The following is a 24,150-nucleotide window of genomic DNA, read 5'->3' on the forward strand; positions in this document are numbered from 1 at the left end:
ATGGGGGAAAGGGGGAGTTGTGCCTGAATGCCGGAAACTGGCTAAATAATCGCCAACTTCGACCATGACCACTCGGATCTGGCACTACCAGGCTTGGTCTGCGAAGGTTGTTGGAGCACTATGAGAAATCCGGGCTAGCACAGTTGCCCGCAACCGGCCTTCTTGTTATAAGTTGCCGGGCACATCAGTAAAAACCCTAACCTGCAGGGAAAAGCGGGGATATAAAAAGATAAGCACTGCCAGACTCTGAGGAGGCACGTCTCGCATTATGGCTACTATCGTCAAGCCGGTTGAGCAGAAGACCAAGCATCTCGATTATTTTCTTTCCCAATGCCATCGCCGGCGCTATCCCGCCAAAAGCACCATCATCTATGCAGGCGACAAAAGTGACTCCCTGTTTTACATCGTCAAGGGTTCGGTGACCGTTATCATTGAAGACGACGATGGCCGGGAGATGATCATGGCCTACCTGAACGCCGGGGACTTTTTCGGCGAAATGGGTCTGTTCGATAACATGGATTCCCGCAGTGCCTGGGTCAAGGCCAAGACCGAGTGTGAAGTGGCGGAAATCAGCTACACCAAGTTCCGGGAAATCGCCCAGCAGGATCCGCGGGTGCTGTATTTCATCGGTGAGCAGATGGCAACGCGCCTGCGCCAGACCACTCGCAAAGTGGGTGACCTGGCCTTCCTGGACGTAACCGGTCGGGTGGCCCGTACCCTGCTGGACCTGTGCAAGGAGCCGGATGCCATGACCCACCCGGACGGCATGCAGATCAAGATCACCCGCCAGGAAATCGGCCGCATTGTCGGCTGTTCCCGAGAAATGGTGGGCCGGGTACTGAAAACCCTCGAAGATCAGGGCCTGGTGCGGGTGAAAGGCAAGACCATGGTGGTGTTCGGCACCCGGTAAGGTCAGTCCATCAGGGCGACGGATTTAATCTGCATCCAAACCTGCTGGCCCTGCTCCAGTTGCAGCTGGTGCAGGGAGCGGGTGGTCAGGCGGGCCAGGAAAGCGGTTGGCCCGGCTCCCAGGCGTACCAGGCTGGTGCCGGGGGTTACCTCGGTATCAATCTGGTCGATACAGGCCGGTAACAGGTTCTGGATGCTCTGGACCGGATTTTCCTCCAGGGCAAGGCTGATATCCCGGGCCAGAACCTGTACCCGCACAGTCATTCCCTCACTCAGGTGATCATGGTGGCGCAGCCAGAGTTCGCCGCCATCGAACGCCAGCCGGCACAGGTGCCAGCGGGTATCCACCTCGATAATCTTGCCTTTCAGAATAACCCCTGCATTTTCTTCCAGCCGGAACGGGTGATCGGTGTGGGCCAGGGTTTCCTGCAGCGGGCCCTGGGCAACCACCCGGCCCTGATCCATCATCACGATATGATCTGCCAGCCGGGCCACCTCGACGGTGGAGTGGGATACGTAGAGCACCGGCAGCTCCAGGCTGTCCCGCAGCCGTTCCAGGTAGGGCAGGATGTCCTGTTTGCTCTGCTGGTCCAGGGCCGTCAGGGGCTCGTCCATCAGCAGCAGTCGGGGGCTGGTGAGCAGGGCCCGGCCGATGGCCACCCGCTGGCGCTCCCCGCCGGATAACCCGGCCGGCATCCGCTCCAGCAGGGGCGACAGGCCGAGCCACTGGTGCACCTGTTCAGGTTCTATTTTCCGGTGGGCTTTGGGCACCCGCCGGTATCCGTACAGCAGGTTTTTACGCACCGACAGGTGGGGAAACAGGTTGGTTTCCTGGAACACATAGGCCAGGGGCCGGTGGTGCACGGGCCGGCTGAGTTTTCCGGCCTGCCAGGGTTCGCCCAGCACGCTCAGGTGACCCTCGGCAGGCTGCAGGCCGGCGATGCAGCGCAGCAGGGTGGTCTTGCCACACCCGGAGTGGCCGAAGATCGCGGTTATCCCGGAGCCGGGCAGGGTCAGATCTACATCCAGGGTGAAGTCCCCCAGCTGGCACCGGAGGCAGGCGTTGACGGTACCGGTCATTTCACCACTCCCGGCTGGTAGCGGCCATTCAGGGCGTACAGGCTGACCAGCACCACAAAGGAAAACGCCACCATGCCGGCAGACAGCCAGTGGGCCTGGGTGTACTCAAGGGCTTCCACATGGTCGAAGATGGCCACCGACAAGACCTTGGTTTCTCCCGGAATGTTGCCGCCAATCATCAGCACCACCCCGAATTCACCCACGGTGTGGGCAAAGGTCAGTACCGCGGCAGTCAGAAAGCCCGGACGCGCCAGCGGAATCACAACCGAGAAAAACCGATCCCGGGGCGAAGCCCGCAAGGTGGCGGCGGTCTCCAGCAGGCTCTGGTTGATGGTCAGGAAAGCGGTTTGCAGGGGCTGGACGGTAAAGGGCAGGGAATAGATAACCGACGCCAGCACCAGCCCTTCGAAGGTAAAGGGCAGGAGGCCAAGCCCGAGGTTCTCCATCAGGCGGCCCAGGGCACCGTCCGGGCCCATAACGATCAGCAGGTAAAAACCCAGCACCGTGGGTGGCAGTACCAGTGGCAGTGCAACCACGGCCGAAACCGGCTGGCGCAGCCAGTGCCCGGTGCGGGCCAGCCACCAGGCGATAGGCGTACCAATCACCAGCAGCAGTGCGGTGGTGATGCCTGCCAGTTTCAGGGTCAGCCAGACGGCCTGCCATTCCGGGCTCATGAAGTCTCCGCCAGTTCAGTGGTTGGGCTGTTCAGGAATATCGTAGCCGTCTTCACGGATGATCGCCTGTGCCGGTTCGCTGGCGAGAAACAACATCCACGCCCGGGCCGCCGGATTATCCTCGCCGTGGCCCAGCAAAACAGCCTGTTGCCTGATGGGCGTGTGCAGATCATTCGGTACCAGCCACAGGGAGCCTTCCTCCTTCCATGCCCGCGTTTGGGCCAGTGCTACAAACCCTGAGACGGCATTGCCGGTGGCGACAAACTGGAAGGTCTGGGCAATGGAGTCGCCGCTGACCAGCGCGGGCCGGAGGGCTTGTGCGAGCCCGAGATTCTCCAGCACTTCCATGGCAGCGATGCCGTAAGGGGCGGTTTTCGGGTTGCCGATGGCCAGCCGCTCGGGTTGTCGGGCCAGCCAGGCCGTGCCATCGGTAAACAGATCGGGGGTTCTGCTCCAGAGCGCCAGCCGGCCCTCGGCATAGTCAAATCCTGTGCCGGCGACCGCCAGCCCCTGTTGTTCCAGTAACCGGGGGCGTTCCCGGTCTGCCGCCATAAAGGCATCAAACGGCGCGCGATGGCGGATCTGGGCATAGAGTTTGCCGGTAGAGCCGTAGCTGATGCGCAACTGGTGACCGGTCTGTTGTTCGAACAACGGCGCCAGCCGGTTCATGGTGCCGGTGAAGTTGGCGGCTACCGCCAGGGTGGCCGTTTCCGCGAGGGCTGCAGAATGGAAAACAAGCAGGGCAGTGCCGATCAGGCCGGCAAGGGCTCGGTGCAGGCGTTTTCCCGAACCGGAATACATTGCAGAATGTGTTGCCATACGTCCTCGGCATTGAGTTCATTCAGCATCTCGTGGCGGCCTCCGCCAAACAGCCGGAAGGTCACCTTCTGGATGCCGGCTTCGCGGATCGCCCGGAAGTGCTGGCGGATACCCTTGCCCATCTCGCCCACCGGGTCATCGGTGCCGGCAAACAGGTGTACCGGAAGATCCTGCGGCCATTGTCCGGGATTGATGCCAAGCATACCAGTGATGAAATCATGCCACAGGCCGGCGCTGCACTCGAACCCGCACAGCGGATCTGCCCGGTAGCGGTCCACTTGTTGCGGGTCCCGGCTGAGCCAGTCGCAGTCGGTACGGTTAGGGCGGAAGTGCCGGTTGAACTGGCCGAAGGTCATGGCGCTTATGAGTTTGCTGTGGTGCCGGCGGCCCCGCAGCAGACGGATCAGCCAGACCAGTGCGGCGGACGCCCGCAGCTGGGGTTTGTGAATGCGGTTGGTGGCACTGAGCACCAGTGTGTCGAGCTTGTCGCCGTGCTGCGCAGCATAGCTCTGGGCGATGAACGACCCCATGCTGTGGCCCAGCAGGGTGACCGGCAGCTCCGGAAACTGCTGGCGGATGTGATCCACCACCAGGCCGAGATCGTCCACCACTTTCTGCCAGCCCTGATGGTCTGCGTAGTGGCCCAGGTCTTCCGGACGGCAGTCCGGTCCATGGCCCCGGTGGTGATAGGTGACAACCGCCACGCCCTGAGTACCCAGCCAGCGGGCCAGGCCGGCATAGCGGTTGCCGTGCTCGGCCATGCCGTGGCTGATCACCAGGACGGCGCCGGGGGTGTCCGGGCAAAACAGGGTGCCGGTTATCCGGTGTCCGTCAGTGGTGGTCAGGTTCAGGGTGGTTTCGCTCATGCAGGGTGCCCGGTTGTTCGCTGTTGCTGGTGGTCGGGCGCTGCCACTCCGGTGGTCGCCACAAATGTCCGAGACGGGAGAGTAGACCGCCCGGGCGGCTCATGTCGCGGAACATGTCCACATATTCGTGGGTCCAGAGCACAATCAGGTTGGTGGAATGGATTTGCCGGGTGATGCCGTACTCCGGCGGATTGGTATCGTTTTCCGGGGCAAAGGTGCCGAACAGCCGGTCCCAGATGATCAGGGTGCCGCCGTAGTTGCGGTCAATGTATTCCGGATTGCGGCCATGGTGTACACGGTGGTGGCTGGGGGTATTGAACACCCGTTCGATCCAGCCGGGCAGCCGGCCCACCAGCGTGGTGTGCACAAAGAACTGGTACACCAGCGAGAAGGCATAGGCCACGCCGATCCACACCGGGTTGAAGCCGATCAGGGCCATGGGCAGGTAGAACACCCACATGCAGTTGAAAATGTTGGTGGCGTTCTGGCGCATGGCAGTGGAAAAGTTCATGCGTTCGGAGGAATGGTGCACCACGTGGGCCGCCCAGAACCAGCGCATGCGATGGCTGGCCCGGTGCATCCAGTAAAAGCAGAAATCCACGCCCAGGAAGGTCAGGAATCCGGTCAACCAGTTCAGTTCCAGCTCGAACAGGCGGTAGTGATAGCAAAGCGCATAGACAGGGAAGGCTATGATGCCGGCAAACAGTAACTCGGTAACCTGGTAACCGGCGCCGAGGGCAAAGTTGCGGATGGCTTCGGCGGTATCCATCAGTTTCGGATCGTGACGGATTTTTCGGTACTCCCAGAAGGTAATACCGATAAAGATGGGGGTGGCCACCATGAAAATCAGCTGCCGCTCATCCAGGGCCAGCCACGGAGCCAGTGTGTGCCAGAGTGCCAGCAGGCCGCTGTCTTCCAGTACGGCCCGCATCATGTCGAGTAATGCCATGGGAAACCTGTTTTGTTTTTCTTCAGGTTTTATCTTGGCATAACCACCGATAAATGCACTGTCCTGTTGCGACAGCGGAGGTGGCCTTTTCGGCCAATCGCCCCGGGGTTAGCGGTGCTTGTGGTACACCTGCACCACCGGTTCCAGTTTCGGGCGCCAGTCTGCCAGCCAGGCCTGCACCGGTTTCGGGATCTTTGCCGGCCTGGGCCAGGGCACCGGGTATTGCTCGGGCTGGAACAACGGGGCCAGCAGCGCTGCGGCGGTCAGGTCAGCCCGGGTGAACCGGTCACCCACCAGGTACGGCTGCCGCTCGTACACCTCTGCCAGCTCGGTAATCAGTTGCTCCAGGGTTTCCTGTGCGGCATCGGCGGTCTTCTGGTTAATCTTCATCCAGTTGCGCATGATCTCGTCCACCCGGCTGAAGGCCAGGCTGAGCAGGATGCGGTTGTAGAACGGTGTGCCGGCAGCCAGCAGCGGCACCACTACCTTCGGCCGTTGCAGGAAGTAGTGGTAGACCCAGGTGCGGATGGCCGCGCCAGCCAGTTCGTCCAGCCTTGTCTCCCAGCTGCGAACCTGTTCCTGCAGGGCCGGGTCTTCGGGCATCAGGGCGGGTTCCGGGAAAGTTTTATCCAGGTAGTCCAGGATCTCTGAAGAGCCCTGGATAATCTGGCCATCGTGGTCCAGCACCGGCACCGAGGACCCGGCCCGGGTCAGCTTCTTGATGGTTCTGGCGTGCTGGCCGGGAAGCAGGTTTACGGGCTGGTAACTGATGCCCTTGTAATCCAGGGCCCAGCGAACCTTTTCGGAATAGTGGGAGATGCAGAACTGGTAGAGTTTCACGGCCATGGTGATGATTCCCCTGAAATAGATGGCGCAAGGTTACCCTGTGTGGCCCCGGTACCACAACGGGCCGGTTCCGTGTGACGGAGCATGGTGAAACTGGCCAGGAATCTCTAAACTAGCGCCCCGGAGTCTGGACCAAAATAGGACGTTGTGATGTTTAAGGGACGAATTTTTTCGCTGACCATTCTTGCCGGCTGCAGCCTTGTACTGGCAGCTTGCGCTTCCCAACCCAAAACCCTGGCCCTGTCGGACTATGGCAGTTATCGCTGCGGCCAGCTGGATATCCGGGTTGCCCCGGCTGAAGACGGCCAGCTGCTGGGCCTTGAGTATCTGGACCGCCGCGTATTGCTGAAACCGTCCCCCACCGACACCGGTGCCCTCTACGTGGCTCCGGGCGATACCTCCACCCGCTTCCTGGCCGAAGGCAAGCGGGCAACGCTGACACTCAAGGGTGATCTGCTGCCGGAATGCCTGGAACCGGGCGCGATAGAATCCCGGTTTGAGGCCATCGGTGCCGACCCGGACTGGTCGGCGCTGATCGAGAACAACCGGATGACCCTGACCCCGCCGTACCAGCAGCAAGCGCTGAACGAGATCTGGCTGACCGAAACCCTGGCCAATCGACACGGCCGGACGTTTGAAGCGAAAACCGAAGCGCAGTCGCTGGAAGTGCGGGTGGCACACCAGCTGTGTGAAGTGGGCCTGGACAAACGCCAGTATCCGTCTCAGATCCGGCTGACCCTGGACGGCAACAGCTTTGAAGGCTGTGGCGGCGACCGGGAGCGGCTGTTCCGGGGTGTGCAGTGGGTGGTAGAAGACCTGGCCGGTGCCGGGCTGATCGACCGCTCCATGGTTACCCTGCAGTTCCTGGGCAATGGCCGGGTAGCCGGGCGTGCATCCTGCAACCGGTTTATGGGCAACTACCGTTTGAGTGATGATGGATTGTCGTTCAATACCCTGGGCAGCACCATGATGGCCTGCGCGCCGTCGCTGATGAACCAGGAGCGCAAGTACCTGGAATTGCTGGGGCAGGTGGTGGATGGCCGCATCGGTCGCCAGGGTGAATTGCTGCTGGAAACCGGCAACGGTGAGGTGATCAAGGCGTTCCCGGCGACCACCGACAACCTGTAACTCTCTTCCCCGGCCCGCCCGGTCAAATTTCTGCAGCATTTGCCGTCTACCCTGACAGGTCGATGCTGCAGAGAGACCAGCCATGACCGAATTGCGGGCCCTCACCCCCCACAGTGCCATTCCCGAACAACAGGCCGGCCGCGACCGCAACCAGAAGCGCCTGTTGCGCAGCTTCCTGCCGGAACTGGTGCAGCTGGAGCGACAGCTGGCCGAAGCCCCCGAACAGGTCACCACCACCGTCGCCGGCGAGGTTGCCGTGCGGGATCTGCACTTGCCCATCTACCGGGTGGACCTGGGTTCCACCCGGGACGATGTGCCGGCGGTGCTGATTGTCGGCGGAGTTCACGGCCTTGAGCGCATTGGTAGCCAGGTGGTGATGGCCTGGCTCGATTCCTTCCTGGCCCGGCTCGGTTGGGATGACCACCTGAACGCCTTGCTGGAGAAAGTCCGCATCACCCTGCTGCCGATCCTGAACCCCGGCGGTATGTACCTGAACCAGCGCGGCAACCCCAACGGTGTCGACCTGATGCGCAACGCGCCGATTACCGCCCAGGACCAGAGCGCCTTCCTGCTGGGTGGCCAGCGCCTGTCGCCGCGAATGCCCTGGTACACCGGCGATCCGGAGCAGGGCATGGAGCCGGAGAACCTGGCACTGGAAGCGGTGATTCAGGACCTGCTGCCGGGCCGGCCCTTCAGCGTGGCGCTGGACTGCCACTCCGGTTTCGGCTGGCAGGACCAGATCTGGTTTCCCTATGCCTATCGCCGCCGGCCCATGCGCCGCATCGGGTCGGTGATGGCCCTCAAGCTGATCTGGGAACAGGCTTACCCCAATCACCACTATCGTTTCGAACCCCAGTCGGCGCATTACCTGACTCACGGTGACCTGTGGGATTACTTCTACAAGCAGGTCAACCGCAGCAGTGACGGGGTGTTCCTGCCCCTGACCCTGGAAATGGGCTCCTGGAAATGGGTGCGCAAGCGCCCGCGCCAGCTGCTGCGGCTGGACGGGTTATTCAACCCTCTGGTGCCTCACCGCCATCAGCGGGTATTGCGCAGCCATCTGAGCTGGATGGACTTCCTGGTGAATGCGGCCGCCAGTTACCGGAACTGGTTGCCGGAGGGCGATGAAGAGTCCATGCTCCGGGAAGCCGCCATCATGCACTGGTACAGAGATAGCCGATAACATGCACTGGATCCTCCTGCGGGGTCTTACCCGGGAACGGGCACACTGGGGCGACTTTCCCGAACGCTTGCGTGCGGCCTTTCCGGGCCAGCATTTCCACCTGGTAGACCTGCCCGGCACGGGCATCCATTACCGGGAAGCCAGCCCGGCCACAGTGCGTGCTATTCGCGAGCAGGTGTGCCGGCAGGTGAGCCATATTCCCCGGCCGTTCAGCATCCTGGCGTTGTCTATGGGGGGCATGGTGGCCCTGGACTGGGCCCAGCATGCCGAGCCCGGGGAATTACAGCACCTGGTGCTGATCAACACCAGTTCCGGTTTCAGCCGGCCCTGGCAGCGAATGCAGCCGGCGGCCTGGCCGAAGATCCTGCGTTTACTGGTTCGCCGTGAACTGTTCCATCGGGAACGGGACATCCTGCGCCTGACCTCCAACCGGGATATTCCCCTGAGCCTGTGCAAGGCCTGGTACAGCATCCAGCGCCAGCGCCCGGTCTCGTTCACCAACGCCCGCAACCAGTTGCTGGCGGCTGCCCGTTTCAAACCCCTGGAAAAGCGCCCGATGGCCGATGCCCTGATACTGGCCAGCAAGGGCGACCGGATTGCCAGCTGGCACTGCAGTGCCGAACTGGAACGGCGCTGGTGCTGGACCCTGAAGCTGCACCCGGATGCCGGCCACGACCTGCCGCTGGATGAGCCGGAGTGGGTAATCCGGCAAATGGGTGACTGGATACCCGGCACCCGATAGTTTCTTGACGCAACCGTTTTTTCCGGTCAACCTGCTGTATTCAAAGCCCGTTTTTCTGCCAGGGAGCCAATAACAAGATGAAAATTTTCGAAACCCGGACTGCCCCCAACCCCCGCCGCGTGCGCATGTTCATGGCCGAGAAAGGCCTGCTGGACAAGGCGGAATTTGTTGAGATAGATATCCAGAAAGGCGAGAACCTGACGCCGGAATTCGTGGCCCGAAACCCCATGAAGAAAGTCCCGGTGATGGAACTGGACGACGGCACCTGCATTGCCGAAACCATGGCCATCTGTCGCTATTTTGAAGAAGCCTACCCGGATACCCCGAAACTGATGGGCGAGACCGCCCCCGAGAAAGCTCAGGTAGAGCAGTGGCTGCGCTGGCTGGAGTTCTATTTCTTCATGCCCACCGGCATGTGTTTCCAGCACACCACGGGTTACTTCAAGGACCGGATGAACCCCATCAAGGAATGGGGCGAAGAATGCGGGCAGGGCGTGGAAAAGTTCATGCACTTCCTGAACAAGCACCTGGAAGGCAAGGATTACATCTGCTGCGACCGCTTTACCGCGGCCGACATCAACGCCTTCACCACCGTCGCCTTTGCCCGGGTGGTGAATATTCGTATCAAGCCGGAGCACACTAACCTGCAGGCCTGGTACGACCGCATCAAGGCCCGGCCTTCGGCCCAGGCTTGATGCCAGCAGCCAGGATTGCCCAACAAAGCCACAACCCGGTCAGGATCAGCAACAGGACATGGTATGACGCAACAAACCTTGATGAACACACTGGAAGCCATCGACCGGGCCAATCAGGCAGACCCGAATACTGAGCAGGTAGACGGCCAGCAACTGCCCAGGGAATACGCCTACAGCCTGCACATGACCCGCTGGCTGTTCGCGCTGGAACCGGAACCCTCAGAACGTATGCAGATTGCCTGCCGGGCCCAGCACCTGGAGCGCTGGACCATGCCCCGCAGCGACTATGGCGAAGGCCGCAAGAATTACTATCAATGGCGCCTGGCCTGTGGCCGGATGCACGGCCGCCGGGCGGCGGAGATTATGGCGGAAAGCGGCTATCCGCAGGAAGAATGCGAGCGGGTAGAGACGATCATCACCAAGCGCAAGCTTCGGGAAGACGAAGATACCCAGTTGCTGGAAGACGTGGCCTGCATGGTGTTTCTGGAACGGTACTTTGCCGGGTTCTTTGAAGACAATCCGGATTTCGACAAGGAAAAGTGGCTGCGCATCGTGCGCCGCACCTGGGACAAAATGAGCCCCCGGGCCCACGAAGCCGCGCTTAAACTGGCGGAAGGCATGCCCGCGCATCTGCTGGAATTGCTGCAGGAGGCCTTGGCTGAGCCTGAGAGCTGATCAGGATGCACAGGCTGGCAGAAGGGTGGGTGGTATTGCCTATTTTATGTCTAGGCTTGGCCTTTTCAGCACTGTTCCGCGCAACCAAATGGTTGCCATTGACCGCAATTTCCGTGAGTTTCGCGGGTACAGTGGCTCTTTATTGGTCTGCGTATGCACCAGCATTGCTCGTACATGTCTAGACCTAACCAATGGCTGTTGTCGGACGCGCCTTCGCTGGCGCTCCGGCACGCCGCAAAGCCAGGCGTTAACTGGAAAGGCGATGATCCCAAACGTCAAGACCCTTCCCTGTAGGTGGTTGTCGATTTCGTCCATCCTTCCATTTTTAAAATCATTAAATGCGCATTTATCATCGATAGTGACTACAGAATTTGTAGGCAATTTAATTTAGAGCTTCAATGGAAATGACGTTTTATAGTAGAAGGAGGAACCCCCTTCAAACGGATGAAAGCCCTACGCATTCGCTCTACGTCCATAAAACCACATTGACGCGCTACAACTTGCACCGAGCAGTTACCTGCTTCTAATGCCGCGCTTGCCGCTTCGACTCTAAGTCGTTCTACCGCTCGCGCCGGAGTTGTACCAACTTCACACGTAAAGCACCGTGCAAAATGCCTTGGGCTCATACATACTTGATCCGCCAAATCATCAACCATTAGCGGCTTATCCAGATTGTTTCGGATATAATCAAGTAAACTAGCAAAGCGGCCGCACCCCACACCCATCTCCAACAGTTCGGAATACTGCGACTGCCCTCCTGGACGACGATAGTACACCACTAACTGATGAGCAACTTGACGGGCAACTTTCTCACCTAAGTCATCCGCAATCAAAGCTAACGAAAGATCAATCCCAGCGCTAATCCCCGCTGAAGTCCATATGTTGCCATCATTCACATAAATTCGATCTTCATCCAAAAGCACCTCTGGGAAACGACGCCTAAAATCGCCGCTTCGCCTCCAGTGTGTTGTCACCTTCCTGCCCCGCAGCAATCCAGCCACAGCCAATAAATAAGCCCCCGAGCAAACACTGGATACTCTACGTGCTGTTTTTGATAACTCAAGGATGAAATCCTGTACTCCAACGCTGGAAGCAGCATCAATCACCCCTTCACCGCCCACCGCTACCAAAGTATCTGCTTCAGAGACCTGAAAAAAGGGTGTCGTCAGTAATGTGATTCCTGCTGAACTTTCTACCGATCCACCTTCTTGACTGGTCAAAGTCAGCTCATATGCCTCAGCCACCAAACGATTGGCCACCTCAAAAGCGGCAATCGGCCCAGACACATCCAGAAGCTGAAAGCCAGGAAACACTATAAAAACCAACTTACGAGACATGGCAGAATCCGAGGGATCTATGTCATTTCAATCCTAAATATTACAAGCAAAATGTCAATGGAAACCGCTCTTAACATGAGGATTAATCCATGGTTAAGCCTGTCCCTTTAAACGGCGAAATCATTTCCCGCTCCCAGATCGGACATGAGTTTATCTGGCCGAAAGAGGACCCTCGCTCCCAATGGCAACCATCTCGTACTTACGAATTTAGCGACGATAGCCGTATTCGGGATCTCGGCAGATCTCCTCACTTTAATCTCAATACATTCTTAGAAAAAAATCAGACTCTTGACATCCCCTCTCAAATTATAGAGCTCCTGAATCATAATGCCTTTCAGTTCAACTCGCGAAAAAGATTTCGCAAGTGCGAACAGTGGCGAAAAATTGTCACCGATGCTTGTGAAAAAGGAGAGCCAATCGAAATTCTAATCCTTGCGTTCTGCGTGATTAATAATCCAACCAAAAGAGTGCAATCTACCGAGCTTACCACAGCAGATGACATATCATTACTTCACATGAATAGCATCGCTCGTTACATTTCTAGCATCTACTCCCCAGGAGCAGTTTTTCAGGTTATTAGTGATAGTACATTCTACGCCCTTCCACTTGGCGTTACGTCAGTTGAAGCTCAAAACTATCTAATCCAATTACAGCGACGCACCAAAGAACTAAAAATAAATAACACGGTTAAGGTTCACGATATCTCTGACTATCTTGCCAACTACAACCAGTTTTTTCATGATCGCTTCGAGACTTGGCGCACTAAGTTCCTATCCGACCCTCTGTCTCAAAACTTGCTAGCAGAAGAATATCAGCGCTGGCACGCCAGCATGCGCGCAACGCTAAACTCTCGGCGCATGGAGTTTTCTTATGAGCAATTAGTAAAACTATTTGGCGCGGCCCCGAACAAAACTAAAGAGCACCTAGATTATAACACTACGGTTGCACTTGCTGAGTACCGCGCTCTAAAGGCGGCAGCAGCTGACACAAACTGGGAAAAAAATCATTTCCCAAATGCCATTAGAGCAACTATCCATGCTAAAAAAATTCCAGTATTAGGTCTACGCTTATATCCAGAATATAAATTAAGCTCCCGCCTATTTCCATACCATGGAATTGCGGTCATAACCCAAAATGATGACAATGGTGCAGAACAAATGGAAATCCACCATGAGATAACGGTCATAGGCAATCCGGCTTATACCAAGGTCGTTGACAAAAATGGTCTAACGCAATTCTATGAACCATCAAAGCTTAATATATGAACCGCAACATTATCCTATTGGCATTATCTCAAGCGGCAATGGTGACCACAATTAGCCTCACCCTTGCATCGTCCGCTTTAGTGGGAGCACAACTCGCATCACCTGACCTGGCCACCGTTCCACTAGCAGGTCAATATTTAGGAACGATGGTGATGCTCTATCCAGTTGCACGACTCATGGAGCGCTTTGGACGCGCTCCTATTTTTTGCGGCGGTGCTTTAATCGGAGCAGTAGGCTTAATAGCTGCCGCTATAGGCGTGAAAACCGACAGTTTCGTTCTATTTTCGGCTGCTGGATTCTTAATTGGCACCTTCGGCGCGGTAGGTCAATATTATCGTTTTGCCGCAATTGAAGCTGTAGCTCCAAAGCAGAAAAACTTAGCTATTTCCTTAACTCTTACCGGCGGTCTTATAGCTGCAGTTGCTGGCCCTACACTTGCCCAATGGACGAAAGGGGCCCTAGATCCACCCTTTTACGCCAGCTTTCTCTCGTTAGCTGGGGTGGCATTATTAGGCGCAATATTAGCCATGGGTCTTCGCATACCGCCAATGGTTAGAGTGGAACAGAAGCGCGCTAAACAGCGATGGTCTGAAATAGCTAATAATCCAAAGTTTATCATAGCCGTGCTAGGAGGAGTCTTTGGTTATGCTGTGATGAATCTTTTGATGACTGCCACTCCTCTGGCCATGACGCACTTTCATTTCAGCTTTGCCGATACTGCTGCAGTAATTCAATGGCATATTGTCGCCATGTTCGCCCCCTCATTTTTTACCGGCACATTAATTCAAAAAGTAGGTATTTTGCCAATTATGCTACTAGGTTGCCTACTGAATTTGGGCGGTATTTCAGTAAGTCTATTAGGAAGTGAATTGAGTCACTTCTACATCGCGCTAATTTTGCTTGGGGTAGGCTGGAATTTTCTTTATGTTGGCGCCACTTCTCTGTTGACTGAAAATTGCCGCGAAGAAGAGGCCGCCCGCATCCAAGCCATGAATGACACCCTTATATTCTTAGGTATTACGACTGTTACAATGTTCTCAGGAACTCTAGTCAACGTACTGGGATGGAAAACAATAAACTTATACGCAATCCTGCCTGTACTCGTTATTATGACTGGCATAATAAAATTAATTTATGATCCCCGAAAAAACAGCGGTAATCAAAAGTAGAATTTTGCCTAAGCTACACGCAAGGAAATTCTGCATGAAGAACACGTCTTTTTGGCAGCCAGATCCTATCGATACTCAAACAAGCTCAGAATGGCATACCTGTTCTGTCAGCAACGGTGTTAAAAGTCCATAAATTGTTAGGATAGATTATCCCCCTGACCCGCTTGGCCTTTTCTTGAAGGTGACAAAACCTGAAAACCATCAAGCTTTTTACAGTAAACGATAGACAATGAAAACCTGTGAAGGGGCAATCCTCGAATATCTGGTTGCGATGCGATTTAAGAGGCTCTGACTCCCGGAACTCGGCTTCCGCTGCCGGGTGAAAAGAATAGTTCATTTGATCAGTGCTCTGGCCTTCCTCATCACATCCTCACCAGACACAGCCTGAACTTTGCCATTGTCGAGCTCTTCGCTTCTGCGGCGGGCTTCCATCAACCAATCGAATCTGAGCTCTTCGTCTTCGATTTTCTGGATATTCATAGAGAAACCTCTTGTTCCGATATCGTTTAATTTTGGCACGAGTGGGTATACGGTGCCACGACTCGGTTTTTCACTCTAGCGCCCTGCCACGCGCCAGTTTGGGGCCGCACAGCGGTGGTGGAAGTCCACTGAGAACTGATGCGACTTTTCACAGCGATTGCTCCTTTTGAACAATCGACCGAGCAACAGCAGCAATCAAGACACCCCCGATCAGCCCCAAACCATTGGCACCCAAATCGAGCCATTCGCCATAGCGGTTAACATAGGGTTGAATTAACTCAATAATGCCGCTGTACATTAGAAGGCCCACTATCAACAACAACCACCTTTCGGGCCTCGCCAGTGCAATTGGAAATGCCAGAACGCCATAGGCAATAAAGTGGTGGGTTTTATCGGTGCCCGGAACAGAAGGGAGGCTATCCGCAGGGTATAGAGACAGAACCGTAATCGGCAACAGGATGGCGACTGTGACAAGCAACCAGTGCGATTGAACAAAATCTAGAAACGGCTTCAAGATACACTCCGGATTGAAGAAAGTTTTCCATACGCTCAGCCTTATCTAAAACCTGCTGTGACCTGCCATTGGTGGACGAGTATGAGCAGAGGCAGTCCAACTGAAAGCAGGATTGCTATCAGTACGTGAGCTTTACGCAGCCCGCCACGACTCTCCTGAGCTTTTCCAAACCTATACGCGATCGCAAGGACAGCAGCGAGTACCAAAAGGCCAACCACCACCGCGAATATCGTTAAGGCCGCACTGGACCCGGGCGGCCACGGATTATCGCCATACACAAAGAGCCATAGAAAACCCGCGCCCGTCGCAGTGGCCAAGGCCGCCACAATCACACCGGCCATGACCCCCGGGACCAGGAATAGCAGCGGGTATGCGTATCGGGCTTTCACCTGCGATTGTCTCCTCGTGCAGCATCCGAGTGACGCGTCTGGTCAGCTTTTCCCAAGCATGTACGAACGAAGCTGCCGGATTATCCAGAGCAATGTACTCAGCGGTCGCGTCCGGTTCTTGAAGGGCGAGGCTCCGTCCAGATTACCTCAGCCATTTACTCATTTTCTCCCTGGCCTCACTTTGGCTGTACGTTCTTCCCTCAAGTACAGCACGCTCTCCTCGTGAGAGCCCCTCAAGCAGCTCAAGCCGGCGCTGCATAAACTCGTATCCTGCACATCGAAAAGGTATGCGGGTGGCTGCTGTCGAATTTGACTAGGGTCGTGAAGTGAGGAACGGATCGTAGGCCAGACGGCGGGTATCTTCGTTGCGGCACTTGGGACGTGTCAAAAACAGCATGCGCGGATTTGAACTGAAGGCAAAGCCGCAATGGAAAAGACATCGCCGTGCCAGCGGTGGTTATACCGATTCATACTCACTGGTATGGTTGAGTTCACGCTTTTTTCCGTTAAACGCTTCGTAAAGCGCCCGATGCCGGCGGAGACCGTATTCGTCTGAACGGGTGTCATAGGCAGCCACCCATTCGATCAAATTCTCCAAATTTTTATCCTGCTCTTCTCGGGAGCTGAATTTCTCTGGCTCCCAAGGGCGCGCGCGGCAATGAGCGATACAAACCTCAACTCCAGGGTTCAGAAAAATGAGCTCGTCACACTCGCAGAGCACCGGCTCGATGATGTCTGCGTAACAGCCCTCAATAAGGTACCCGCCAGCCTGTTCTGACTGTGAGGTTAGCCCTCCGGGAAGAAAAGCTCCTGCAATTTCTGCCCGGGTTCCGGCGCCCGCATAAAGGATTCCCCCACCAGAAACCCGTAAATGCCCCGGCTGGTCATGGCTTCCACATCGGCGCGGGTCATGATGCCGCTTTCGGTAATCGTCAGTCGGTCATTGGCAATACGGTGGTGCAGTTCAAAGGTGGTTTCCAGAGAGACCTCAAAGTTGTGCAGGTTCCGGTTGTTGATACCCACCAACGGCGTGCTCAGGGTTAGCGCATCGTCCAGCTCCTCGCCATCATGCACTTCCACCAGCACATCCAGCCCGATCTCATTGGCAATGCCTTCCAGTTCCTGCATCTGGTCCTTGGTCAGGCACGCGGCAATCAGCAGGATGCAGTCGGCACCAATAGCGCGGCTTTCATACACCTGGTAGGGCGCCACCATGAAGTCCTTGCGGATCACCGGCAGGCTGCAGGCCGCGCGGGCGGCTTTCAGGTAGTCTTCGTGGCCCTGGAAGAAATCGTGGTCGGTAAGTACTGACAAGCAGGCTGCGCCGCCTTTCTCGTAGCTCTCGGCAATGCGTTCCGGTTCAAACGGATCGCGAAGGATGCCTTTGCTCGGAGAGGCTTTCTTGATCTCGGCGATGACGGCTGGCTGTTGCGCTTTGATTCGTGTGCGCAGAGCGTAGGCAAATCCCCGAGCCGGGGCTTGATCGCCGGCCATGGCTCTGAGGTCTGCAACGGAAACTTTCGGCTTCCGTTCGTCGATCTCTTCCCATTTCCGGTTAACGATCTTCCGAAGAATAGTGGGAGTCTTATCCAAATGTCGTTCAGTCATCTCGTGCCTGCTGAATTGGGTGCTGGAGCCGATGATGGGGGCCTTTCCAAAACACGCCCACAAGTACGTCCCTGTAGGGCTTGACTGTAGCCATCCATGGCTACAGACAGTTTTGGAAAGGCCCCCATCACCGGCTCTTCAAACTTGGTCAGGGCCTTCTGGAGTTCAGAGCCGTTAGAAGCACTGCGAAAAGTCAGCCAGCTCCGACATCTTGCCAGCAGCTAAACCGGAACCCATGGCATCCAGTGCCATATCGACGCCTTCTTTGGTGGTCTTGGCCAGGCCGGCAATATAGATCGCCGCCCCGGCGTTCAGGGCGATCATGTCGCGGGCTTTCTCGGTAGTTTCGTCGTGGCTGCGGCCGAAGGCGGCTTTGATTAATGCCAGCGATTCGTCAGCACCGTCTACCGTCAGACCCACCAGCGACTGGCTCTTGATACCCAGGTCTTCCGGGGCCAGGTCGTATTCGGTGATTTCGCCGTCCTTCAGCTCTGCAACATGGGTAACGGTGGCCAGACTGATTTCATCCAGGCCATCCTTCGAGCAGACCACCATGATGTGTTCTGCGCCCAGGCGCTGCAGCACTTCCGCCATCGGGCGGCAAAGTTCCCGGGTGAACACACCGATCAGCTGGCGAGTGACGCCGGCCGGGTTGGTCATGGGGCCGAGGATGTTAAAGATGGTCCGGCAGCCCAGCTCCCGTCGCGGGCCGATGGCGTGTTTCATGGCACCGTGGTGGGCCGGGGCGAACATGAAGCCGACGCCGATCTGCTCCACGCAGCGGGCTACTTCTTCCGGTTTCATGTCCAGGTTGATGCCGGCCTTTTCGATCAGGTCGGCGCTGCCGCTTTTGGAGGACACGCCGCGGTTACCGTGCTTGGCCACATAACCGCCGGCGGCGGCCACTACAAAGGCGGATGCCGAGGAGACGTTGAACAGGTTGGCGCCATCGCCCCCGGTGCCCACGATATCCACCAGCGGGCTGGCGTTGATTTCCACCTTGGTGGCCAGTTCGCGCATCACTTCGGTGGCGCCGGTGATTTCGTCGATGGTTTCGCTTTTCAGGCGCAGGCCCATCAGAAATGCGCCGATCTGGGCGTCGGTGGCTTCGCCGTTCATCACGATGCGCATCACATCCTTCATCTCGTCCCGGGATAGGTCCAGGTTGGAGGCAATGCGGTTCAGTGCTTGTTTCATGTCCATGGGTCGTCGGCCTCTTGTTATGTTCTCAGGAAGTTGCGCAGCAGTTCATGGCCCTGTTCGGTCATGATCGACTCGGGGTGGAACTGCACGCCTTCGATGGGCAGGGTCTTGTGGCGCACGCCCATGATTTCTTCAACGGAGCCGTCGTCGTTGCGGGTCCAGGCAGTCACTTCCAGGCAATCGGGCAGGGTGTTTTTGTCGATCACCAGGCTGTGGTAACGGGTAGCCTGCAAGGGATTGTTCAGGCCGCGGAACACGCCTATATCATTGTGGTACACCGCCGACACCTTGCCATGCATCACCTTGCCGGCCCGGATGATATCGCCGCCGTACACCTGGCCGATGGACTGGTGGCCCAGGCAAATGCCCAGGATCGGCAGCTTGCCGGCGAAGTGGCGAATGGCGTCCATGGAGATGCCCGCCTCATTAGGGGTGCAAGGGCCCGGGGAAATCACCAGCCGCTCGGGCTTCAGGGCTTCAATCTGCTCAATGGTGATTTCGTCGTTGCGGTATACCTGCACGTCGGCACCCAGCTCGGCCAGGTACTGCACCACGTTGTAGGTGAAGGAATCGTAGTTATCGATCATCAGCAACATAATCTGTTCCTCCGCCTCAATGGTCGTAGTCGTTGTAAGTCATGGCCACGGCACGGAAGATGGCCCGGCCCTTGTTCATGGTTTCTTTCCATTCGAGGCGGGGAATGGAGTCTGCCACCACGCCGGCGCCGGCCTGGATGTGCAGGGTATTGTCCTTGATCACGGCAGTGCGGATGGCGATGGCGGTGTCCATGTTGCCGTTAAACGACAGGTAGCCCACGGCGCCGCCGTAAACGCCGCGCTTCACCGGCTCCAGCTCGTCGATGATTTCCATGGCCCGGATTTTCGGGGCGCCGCTCAGGGTGCCGGCGGGCAGGGTGGCACGCAGCACGTCCAGGCAGCTGGTGTTTTCTTTCAGTCGACCGGTCACGTTAGAGACAATGTGCATGACGTGGGAATAACGCTCCACAATCATCTTGTCGGTCAGCTTCACGGTGCCGGTTTCCGACACCCGGCCGGCGTCGTTGCGGCCCAGGTCGATCAGCATCAGGTGCTCGGCGATCTCTTTCGGGTCGGCCAGCAGCTCTTTTTCCAGGGCCTTGTCTTCGGCCTCGGTGGCGCCGCGCTTGCGGGTGCCGGCGATGGGGCGCACGGTGACTTCTTCATCTTCCACCCGGGCCAGGATTTCCGGCGAGGAACCCACAATGTGAAAGTCTTCGAGGTCCAGGAAGTACATGTACGGTGACGGGTTGAGCACGCGCAGGGACCGGTACAGATTCAGCGGTGGCGCTTCGAAGGGAATCGACATGCGCTGGGATATGACGGTTTGCATCACGTCGCCGTCCAGCACATAGCCCTTGATCTTGTTCACCGCGGCTTCGAATTTGTCCTGGCTGAAGCCGGAAATAAAGTCGCTCTCGTCCACCACCTTGCCGCGCAGATGTTCCGGTGTGCGGGGGGCGTTGGCGGTCTGGCGGTGCAGCTGGCTTTCCAGCTCGTCGATGCGTCGCTGGGCCTGTTCATAGGCACCATTGGCTGTTGGGTCCACATGCACAATCAGGTGCAGCTTGCCGCGCAGGTTGTCGAACACCACGATTTCATTGGACACCATCAGCAGGATGTCCGGGGTGCCGATTTTGTCGGGCGGGCAGCTGTGGCGCAGGCGCTTCTCGATGTAGCGCACGGTGTCGTAGCCGAAATAGCCCACCAGGCCACCGTTGAACCGGGGCAGCTCGGGCAGATCCGGGGCGTTGAATCGCTTCTGGTAGTCGTCCACGAAAGCCAGGGGATCATCCACCTCTGCCTGCTCGACCACTTCGCCGTTGCGGCTGACCTCAATGCGGTGGTCAAAGACTTTCAGCACTTCCTGGCTGGGCAGGCCAATGATGGAATAACGGCCCCATTTTTCGCCGCCCTGTACCGATTCGAACAGGTAGGAATAGGGCCCGCTGGCCAGTTTCAGATAGGTGCTGAGGGGAGTGTCCAGGTCCGCCAGTACTTCGCGGTACACAGGGATGCGGTTATAGCCGGCTTCAGCGAGCTCGCGGAATTGCTCGGGTGTCATGGTTCGGTTTCCTGAAATCTGATCTGCGTTTTGTCAGAACGGTGTTACACCGTTGTGACAGGTGGTGCGGGCATGCAGGCGTGCGCCATCAGCCCCGTGGCTTGCTCAGCCGGTGCGCCATCGCCACCATCGTGTTGCGCGGGTTGTCAGGATGCCTCGCGCTGCAGTCAGATTCAGTCCCTGCACGGCAGGAATCTCCCGAAATGATGTGTTCAAAGTAAAACGTCCTTGCGAGATTACAAAAGCTGGGCCAGCGAATCAACAACCGCGTCGGCACCGAGGCTGTTTACCGAGCCCCCGAAGTTGTAACCGTAGCGCACGGCCACGCAGGGAATGCCCGCTGCCTGGGCGGCGTTAACGTCTGCGGCGGAGTCACCCACCATCACGGTGGTACCCCGGGTGCCGCCCAGTTGTTCCATGGCGTAGAGCAGCGGTGCCGGGTCCGGTTTCTTCACGTCCAGGGTATCGCCGCCCACCCAGATCCGGAAGTACTGGTCCAGCCCGGCCTTGTTCAGCAGCGGGGCCACGAAGCGGTCCGGCTTGTTGGTCACCACGGCCATCTTGCAGCGCAGGCTGCGCAGGTGGTTCAGGCACTCGGTTACGCCGTCGAACACGACGGCATTGCGGCCGTTAATCTGGCCGTAGGCGTGGTAGAAGATTTCCAGCGCGTCGTTGTAAAGGATTTCGTCTTTCAGTGCCGCAGGTTCCCAGTCGGTTTTGTCAGCCAGGGCCCGGCGCACCAGGATGCCGGCCCCGTTGCCGACCCAGTTGCGCACTTTCTCCAGACCGGCGGGCTTGCGGCCCAGGTGCTCCAGCATCTGGTCGACCGTCGCGGCCAGGTCTGGCGCGCTGTCTACCAGGGTGCCGTCCAGGTCGAACAGGGCAACGCCGGGCCAGCGGGGGTTGAACAGACCTTTCAGGCTCATCCGCCAATCACCTTGCGGGCCTGTTCCAGCTCGGCGCGCATGGCATCGATAGTGGCTTTGTAATCCGGCGTGTTGAAAATGGCGGAACCGGCCACGAAGGTGTCGGCGCCGGCTTCGGCGATTTCCCGAATGTTGTCGGTCTTTACGCCGCCGTCGATTTCCAGCCGGATGTTGTAGTTGCTGGCATCAATCTTCTTGCGGGCTTCCCGGAGTTTGTCCAGGGTGCCGGGGATGAACTTCTGGCCACCAAAGCCCGGGTTCACCGACATCAGCAGCACCATGTCGAGCTTGTCCATCACGTAATCCATGTAGCTCAGGGGCGTGGCCGGGTTGAACACCAGGCCGGCCTTGCAGCCGCCGTCGCGGATCAGTTGCAGGGAGCGGTCGATGTGCTTGCTCGCCTCCGGGTGAAAGGTGATGTAGCTGGCGCCGGCGTCGATGAACATGCGGATCAGGTCATCTACCGGCGATACCATCAGGTGCACGTCGATGGGGGCGGTTACGCCGTGCTTGCGCAGGGCTTCGCACACCATGGGGCCGATGGTCAGGTTGGGCACGTAGTGGTTGTCCATGACATCGAAGTGCACCACATCGGCGCCGGCGGCAAGTACGTTATCAACTTCTTCGCCCAGCCGGGCAAAGTTGGCGGAGAGGATGGACGGCGCAATCAGATAGGGGTTCATCGTGGCTCTCTCGATCAGGTGATTCGTCGGCTGAATGGAATGGGGCAAGTCTACCAGCTTGGCGCAGCTTTTCGCAGCGCGGGTGCTACGGATATCAGCGCAATTTGCGATCCAGTTCTGCTAATCGCTCCGGAGTACCTATGTCCATCCACTGGCCGCGATGGTGCAGGCCCCGCACCCGCCCGGCCACCATGGCGCGGCGAAGCACAGGCCCCAGTTTGCCGGCGTTGTCGTCCAGTCCTGCGAATAAACGGCGGTGCAGCAGGCTGATGCCGGTGAAGGTGAGTTTGTCCTCGCCTTCGCTGGCCAGGGTGCCGTCCTGTTGCAGGGCGAAGTCGCCGTCAGGATGGTGAGCCGGGTTGTCGGTGACGACCAGCAGCGCATCGCAATCCGGAGTGGCGGGCGGTTGCAGTTCGGCCAGTGGGAAGTCTGTCCAGATGTCGCCGTTGATCACCAGGAACCAGTCTTCCCCGCCGCCGGTCAGCAGGGGCAGGGCGCGGACAATGCCGCCGGCGGTTTCCAGTGGTTCGCCTTCCGGTGAATAACGGATCGTGAGGCCGAATGCCTCGCCGGTGCCCAGGGCCTGTTCGATCTGTTGCCCAAGCCAGGCGTGGTTGATGACCACGTCGCGAAAGCCGGCCCGGTGCAGGTTTTCCAGGTGGTAGGCAATCAGCGGTTTGCCGCCGGCTTCGAGCAGGGGTTTCGGAGTGGTGAGGGTCAGCGGGCGCATGCGCTCGCCTTTGCCTGCCGCCAGAATCATCGCTTTCACGGCTGGCGGGCCTCCGCAGCCGGCAACGGACCAATGCGCTCTTCGATGGCGGGAATCACCACCTCGCACAGCCATTCGTGGAAGTGCCGGAAGGCTGGCTGGCGGGCGCTGGCGTCGCGGATGTAGCTGACGGTTCTGGGAATGTCGGCCAGGTAGCCGGCCTTGCCGTCCCGGATGGCCAGCCGGGCAAAGATGCCGGCGGCTTTCAGGTGCCGTTGCATGCCCATCAGCTCAAACCACTGCCGGAAGGTGTCGGCATCGGCCCGGTGCAGCCCGGCGTCCAGGCTAACCTGGCGATAATGTTCCAGCCAGTTAGCGATATCGGCTTCCGGCCAACGCACGTAGCAGTCTTTCAGCAAGGAGGCCGCATCGTAGGTTACCGGGCCGGTCACGGCATCCTGGAAGTCGATCACCCCGGGGGCGATCTGGCCCGCGCGGATCAGCAGGTTGCGGGAGTGGTAGTCGCGGTGCACGGTCACTTCCGGCTGGGCCAGGGCGCTTTCTTTCAGCAGGCCGAAGGCGGTTTCCAGCAAAGCACGGTCCTGGTTGTCCAGCGTCAGCTCCAGGTGCTGTTCCAGCAGCCAGTCCGGAAACAGGGCCATCTCCCGGTCCAGCAGGGCGTCATCATAGGCCGGCAACGGATAATTCGCGGGCGGTGGCATTTGCCCGATTCGCACCAGCTCGTCCAGCGCCTGGCGGTACAGGGTGTCGGCGCTGTCGCCGTCCAGTTCTGCCAGCATCAGCCGATCACCGAAATCTTCCAGCAGCAACAGCCCCTGTTGCAGGTCCTGGGCCTCGATGGCCGGTACATGCACGCCGTGGCGGTGCCAGTGTTCGGCAATGGCGACGAAGGGCCGGCAGTCTTCGTGTGCCGGCGGGGCATCCATGACAATAAACGCTGTTCGGGGCTGGCCCGGCGTTTCCCGCCAAACCCGGAAGTAACGGCGGAAACTGGCGTCACCGGAAACCGGTTCCGGGCTGGCGCTGTTGAAACCGGGAATTTGCCTGACCCAGTCGGTCAGCAGTTGCAGGCGGGTATCCATGGTTGTCGGGTGCGTCCTGAGTTGTCTTTGGTGTCCGGGAACGTTAGCAGAGGAGTATAAAGAGGGTAAAACGGATTTGCAGCGGGGTTTCCGTTAAC

26 protein-coding genes are annotated in these 24,150 nt (G+C 58.1%); 8 read left to right on the forward strand and 18 right to left on the reverse strand.

Annotation, left to right across the window (positions count from 1 at the left end; translation table 11 throughout):
- Positions 1-268 precede the first annotated feature (268 nt).
- Positions 269-910 carry a cAMP-activated global transcriptional regulator CRP gene (gene crp / locus AC13DJ_RS15070; protein WP_022988450.1) on the forward strand — a complete coding sequence of 214 codons (642 nt, stop codon included), beginning with the start codon at positions 269-271 and terminating at the stop codon, positions 908-910.
- 2 nt (positions 911-912) lie between these two features.
- On the opposite strand, the gene modC is transcribed toward crp, so the two are convergent.
- The 6 genes from modC to AC13DJ_RS15100 all read right to left on the reverse strand — a co-directional run bounded on the left by modC (position 913) and on the right by AC13DJ_RS15100 (position 6,143).
- Complete coding sequence (modC, locus tag AC13DJ_RS15075) at positions 913-1,989, reverse strand: molybdenum ABC transporter ATP-binding protein (protein WP_289101561.1); 1,077 nt, start codon at positions 1,987-1,989, stop codon at positions 913-915.
- The gene (gene modB / locus AC13DJ_RS15080) at positions 1,986-2,663 is read right to left on the reverse strand and encodes a molybdate ABC transporter permease subunit (RefSeq protein ID WP_022988448.1); all 678 of its coding nucleotides are present in this window, start codon (positions 2,661-2,663) and stop codon (positions 1,986-1,988) included. The genes modC and modB overlap by 4 nt, the downstream gene beginning before the upstream one ends.
- Positions 2,664-2,678: 15 nt before the next feature.
- Complete coding sequence (gene modA, locus AC13DJ_RS15085; RefSeq protein ID WP_482933396.1) at positions 2,679-3,482, reverse strand: molybdate ABC transporter substrate-binding protein; 804 nt, start codon at positions 3,480-3,482, stop codon at positions 2,679-2,681.
- Positions 3,416-4,348 (reverse strand): lysophospholipase, encoded by a 933-nt coding sequence (locus AC13DJ_RS15090; RefSeq protein WP_482933395.1) that lies wholly within the window; start codon positions 4,346-4,348, stop codon positions 3,416-3,418. Before AC13DJ_RS15090 ends, modA begins: the two co-directional genes overlap by 67 nt.
- Positions 4,314-5,297: a sterol desaturase family protein gene (locus AC13DJ_RS15095; RefSeq protein WP_476129866.1), complete on the reverse strand. Its 984-nt coding sequence runs from the start codon at positions 5,295-5,297 to the stop codon at positions 4,314-4,316. Before AC13DJ_RS15095 ends, AC13DJ_RS15090 begins: the two co-directional genes overlap by 35 nt.
- A gap of 108 nt (positions 5,298-5,405) precedes the next feature.
- On the reverse strand, positions 5,406-6,143 hold the full coding sequence (locus AC13DJ_RS15100; RefSeq protein WP_482933394.1) for a glutathione S-transferase family protein: 738 nt from the start codon (positions 6,141-6,143) through the stop codon (positions 5,406-5,408).
- A gap of 150 nt (positions 6,144-6,293) precedes the next feature.
- On the opposite strand from AC13DJ_RS15100, the gene AC13DJ_RS15105 reads away from it, so the two are divergent.
- From AC13DJ_RS15105 to AC13DJ_RS15125, 5 genes are all read left to right on the forward strand, one after another.
- Positions 6,294-7,271, forward strand: a complete 978-nt coding sequence (locus AC13DJ_RS15105) for an META domain-containing protein (protein WP_482933393.1) — start codon at positions 6,294-6,296, stop codon at positions 7,269-7,271.
- A gap of 82 nt (positions 7,272-7,353) precedes the next feature.
- The gene (locus tag AC13DJ_RS15110; RefSeq protein WP_482933392.1) at positions 7,354-8,454 is read left to right on the forward strand and encodes a M14 family zinc carboxypeptidase; all 1,101 of its coding nucleotides are present in this window, start codon (positions 7,354-7,356) and stop codon (positions 8,452-8,454) included.
- A gap of 1 nt (position 8,455) precedes the next feature.
- Positions 8,456-9,196, forward strand: a complete 741-nt coding sequence (locus AC13DJ_RS15115; protein ID WP_286815358.1) for an alpha/beta fold hydrolase — start codon at positions 8,456-8,458, stop codon at positions 9,194-9,196.
- A gap of 77 nt (positions 9,197-9,273) precedes the next feature.
- Positions 9,274-9,891 (forward strand): glutathione S-transferase family protein, encoded by a 618-nt coding sequence (locus AC13DJ_RS15120; RefSeq protein WP_482933391.1) that lies wholly within the window; start codon positions 9,274-9,276, stop codon positions 9,889-9,891.
- Positions 9,892-9,954: 63 nt separating this feature from the next.
- Positions 9,955-10,566, forward strand: coding sequence for a DUF4202 domain-containing protein (locus AC13DJ_RS15125; RefSeq protein WP_022988439.1), 612 nt, complete (start codon positions 9,955-9,957; stop codon positions 10,564-10,566).
- A gap of 395 nt (positions 10,567-10,961) precedes the next feature.
- Here AC13DJ_RS15125 and AC13DJ_RS15130 read toward each other — a convergent pair whose 3' ends face one another.
- Positions 10,962-11,903, reverse strand: a complete 942-nt coding sequence (locus tag AC13DJ_RS15130; protein ID WP_476129877.1) for a DJ-1/PfpI family protein — start codon at positions 11,901-11,903, stop codon at positions 10,962-10,964.
- Positions 11,904-11,992: 89 nt separating this feature from the next.
- On the opposite strand from AC13DJ_RS15130, the gene AC13DJ_RS15135 reads away from it, so the two are divergent.
- Both AC13DJ_RS15135 and AC13DJ_RS15140 read left to right on the forward strand, forming a co-directional pair.
- Positions 11,993-13,168, forward strand: coding sequence for an L-tyrosine/L-tryptophan isonitrile synthase family protein (locus tag AC13DJ_RS15135; protein WP_482933390.1), 1,176 nt, complete (start codon positions 11,993-11,995; stop codon positions 13,166-13,168).
- Positions 13,165-14,337, forward strand: a complete 1,173-nt coding sequence (locus tag AC13DJ_RS15140) for an MFS transporter (RefSeq protein ID WP_482933389.1) — start codon at positions 13,165-13,167, stop codon at positions 14,335-14,337. Before AC13DJ_RS15135 ends, AC13DJ_RS15140 begins: the two co-directional genes overlap by 4 nt.
- A gap of 333 nt (positions 14,338-14,670) precedes the next feature.
- Here the strand turns inward: AC13DJ_RS15140 and AC13DJ_RS15145 are convergent, their stop codons facing one another.
- The 11 genes from AC13DJ_RS15145 to AC13DJ_RS15195 form a co-directional block, all read right to left on the reverse strand.
- Positions 14,671-14,817 (reverse strand): addiction module protein, encoded by a 147-nt coding sequence (locus AC13DJ_RS15145; RefSeq protein WP_474369381.1) that lies wholly within the window; start codon positions 14,815-14,817, stop codon positions 14,671-14,673.
- A gap of 148 nt (positions 14,818-14,965) precedes the next feature.
- Positions 14,966-15,331, reverse strand: coding sequence for a VanZ family protein (locus AC13DJ_RS15150; protein ID WP_474369382.1), 366 nt, complete (start codon positions 15,329-15,331; stop codon positions 14,966-14,968).
- Between the two features lie 846 nt (positions 15,332-16,177).
- Complete coding sequence (locus tag AC13DJ_RS15155) at positions 16,178-16,318, reverse strand: hypothetical protein (protein ID WP_474543985.1); 141 nt, start codon at positions 16,316-16,318, stop codon at positions 16,178-16,180.
- Between the two features lie 188 nt (positions 16,319-16,506).
- Complete coding sequence (gene trpC, locus AC13DJ_RS15160; RefSeq protein ID WP_474540847.1) at positions 16,507-17,328, reverse strand: indole-3-glycerol phosphate synthase TrpC; 822 nt, start codon at positions 17,326-17,328, stop codon at positions 16,507-16,509.
- 174 nt (positions 17,329-17,502) lie between these two features.
- The gene (gene trpD / locus AC13DJ_RS15165; RefSeq protein ID WP_474540848.1) at positions 17,503-18,531 is read right to left on the reverse strand and encodes an anthranilate phosphoribosyltransferase; all 1,029 of its coding nucleotides are present in this window, start codon (positions 18,529-18,531) and stop codon (positions 17,503-17,505) included.
- Between the two features lie 17 nt (positions 18,532-18,548).
- A complete protein-coding gene (locus AC13DJ_RS15170) occupies positions 18,549-19,127 on the reverse strand; it encodes an aminodeoxychorismate/anthranilate synthase component II (protein WP_474540849.1) in 579 nt (192 codons plus the stop codon).
- Between the two features lie 16 nt (positions 19,128-19,143).
- Positions 19,144-20,631 (reverse strand): anthranilate synthase component I, encoded by a 1,488-nt coding sequence (trpE, locus tag AC13DJ_RS15175; RefSeq protein ID WP_482933388.1) that lies wholly within the window; start codon positions 20,629-20,631, stop codon positions 19,144-19,146.
- 236 nt (positions 20,632-20,867) lie between these two features.
- Positions 20,868-21,557: a phosphoglycolate phosphatase gene (locus tag AC13DJ_RS15180; protein WP_288373658.1), complete on the reverse strand. Its 690-nt coding sequence runs from the start codon at positions 21,555-21,557 to the stop codon at positions 20,868-20,870.
- Complete coding sequence (gene rpe, locus AC13DJ_RS15185; protein WP_022988433.1) at positions 21,554-22,240, reverse strand: ribulose-phosphate 3-epimerase; 687 nt, start codon at positions 22,238-22,240, stop codon at positions 21,554-21,556. The genes AC13DJ_RS15180 and rpe overlap by 4 nt, the downstream gene beginning before the upstream one ends.
- A gap of 94 nt (positions 22,241-22,334) precedes the next feature.
- Entirely contained in the window at positions 22,335-23,009 is a 675-nt protein-coding gene (gene murU / locus AC13DJ_RS15190; RefSeq protein ID WP_474540851.1) for an N-acetylmuramate alpha-1-phosphate uridylyltransferase MurU, read from the reverse strand.
- Positions 23,006-24,052 carry an aminoglycoside phosphotransferase family protein gene (locus AC13DJ_RS15195; RefSeq protein WP_289101570.1) on the reverse strand — a complete coding sequence of 349 codons (1,047 nt, stop codon included), beginning with the start codon at positions 24,050-24,052 and terminating at the stop codon, positions 23,006-23,008. Before AC13DJ_RS15195 ends, murU begins: the two co-directional genes overlap by 4 nt.
- Between the last annotated feature and the right edge of the window lie 98 nt (positions 24,053-24,150).

This window comes from Marinobacter sp. L-46 (genome assembly GCF_056859535.1).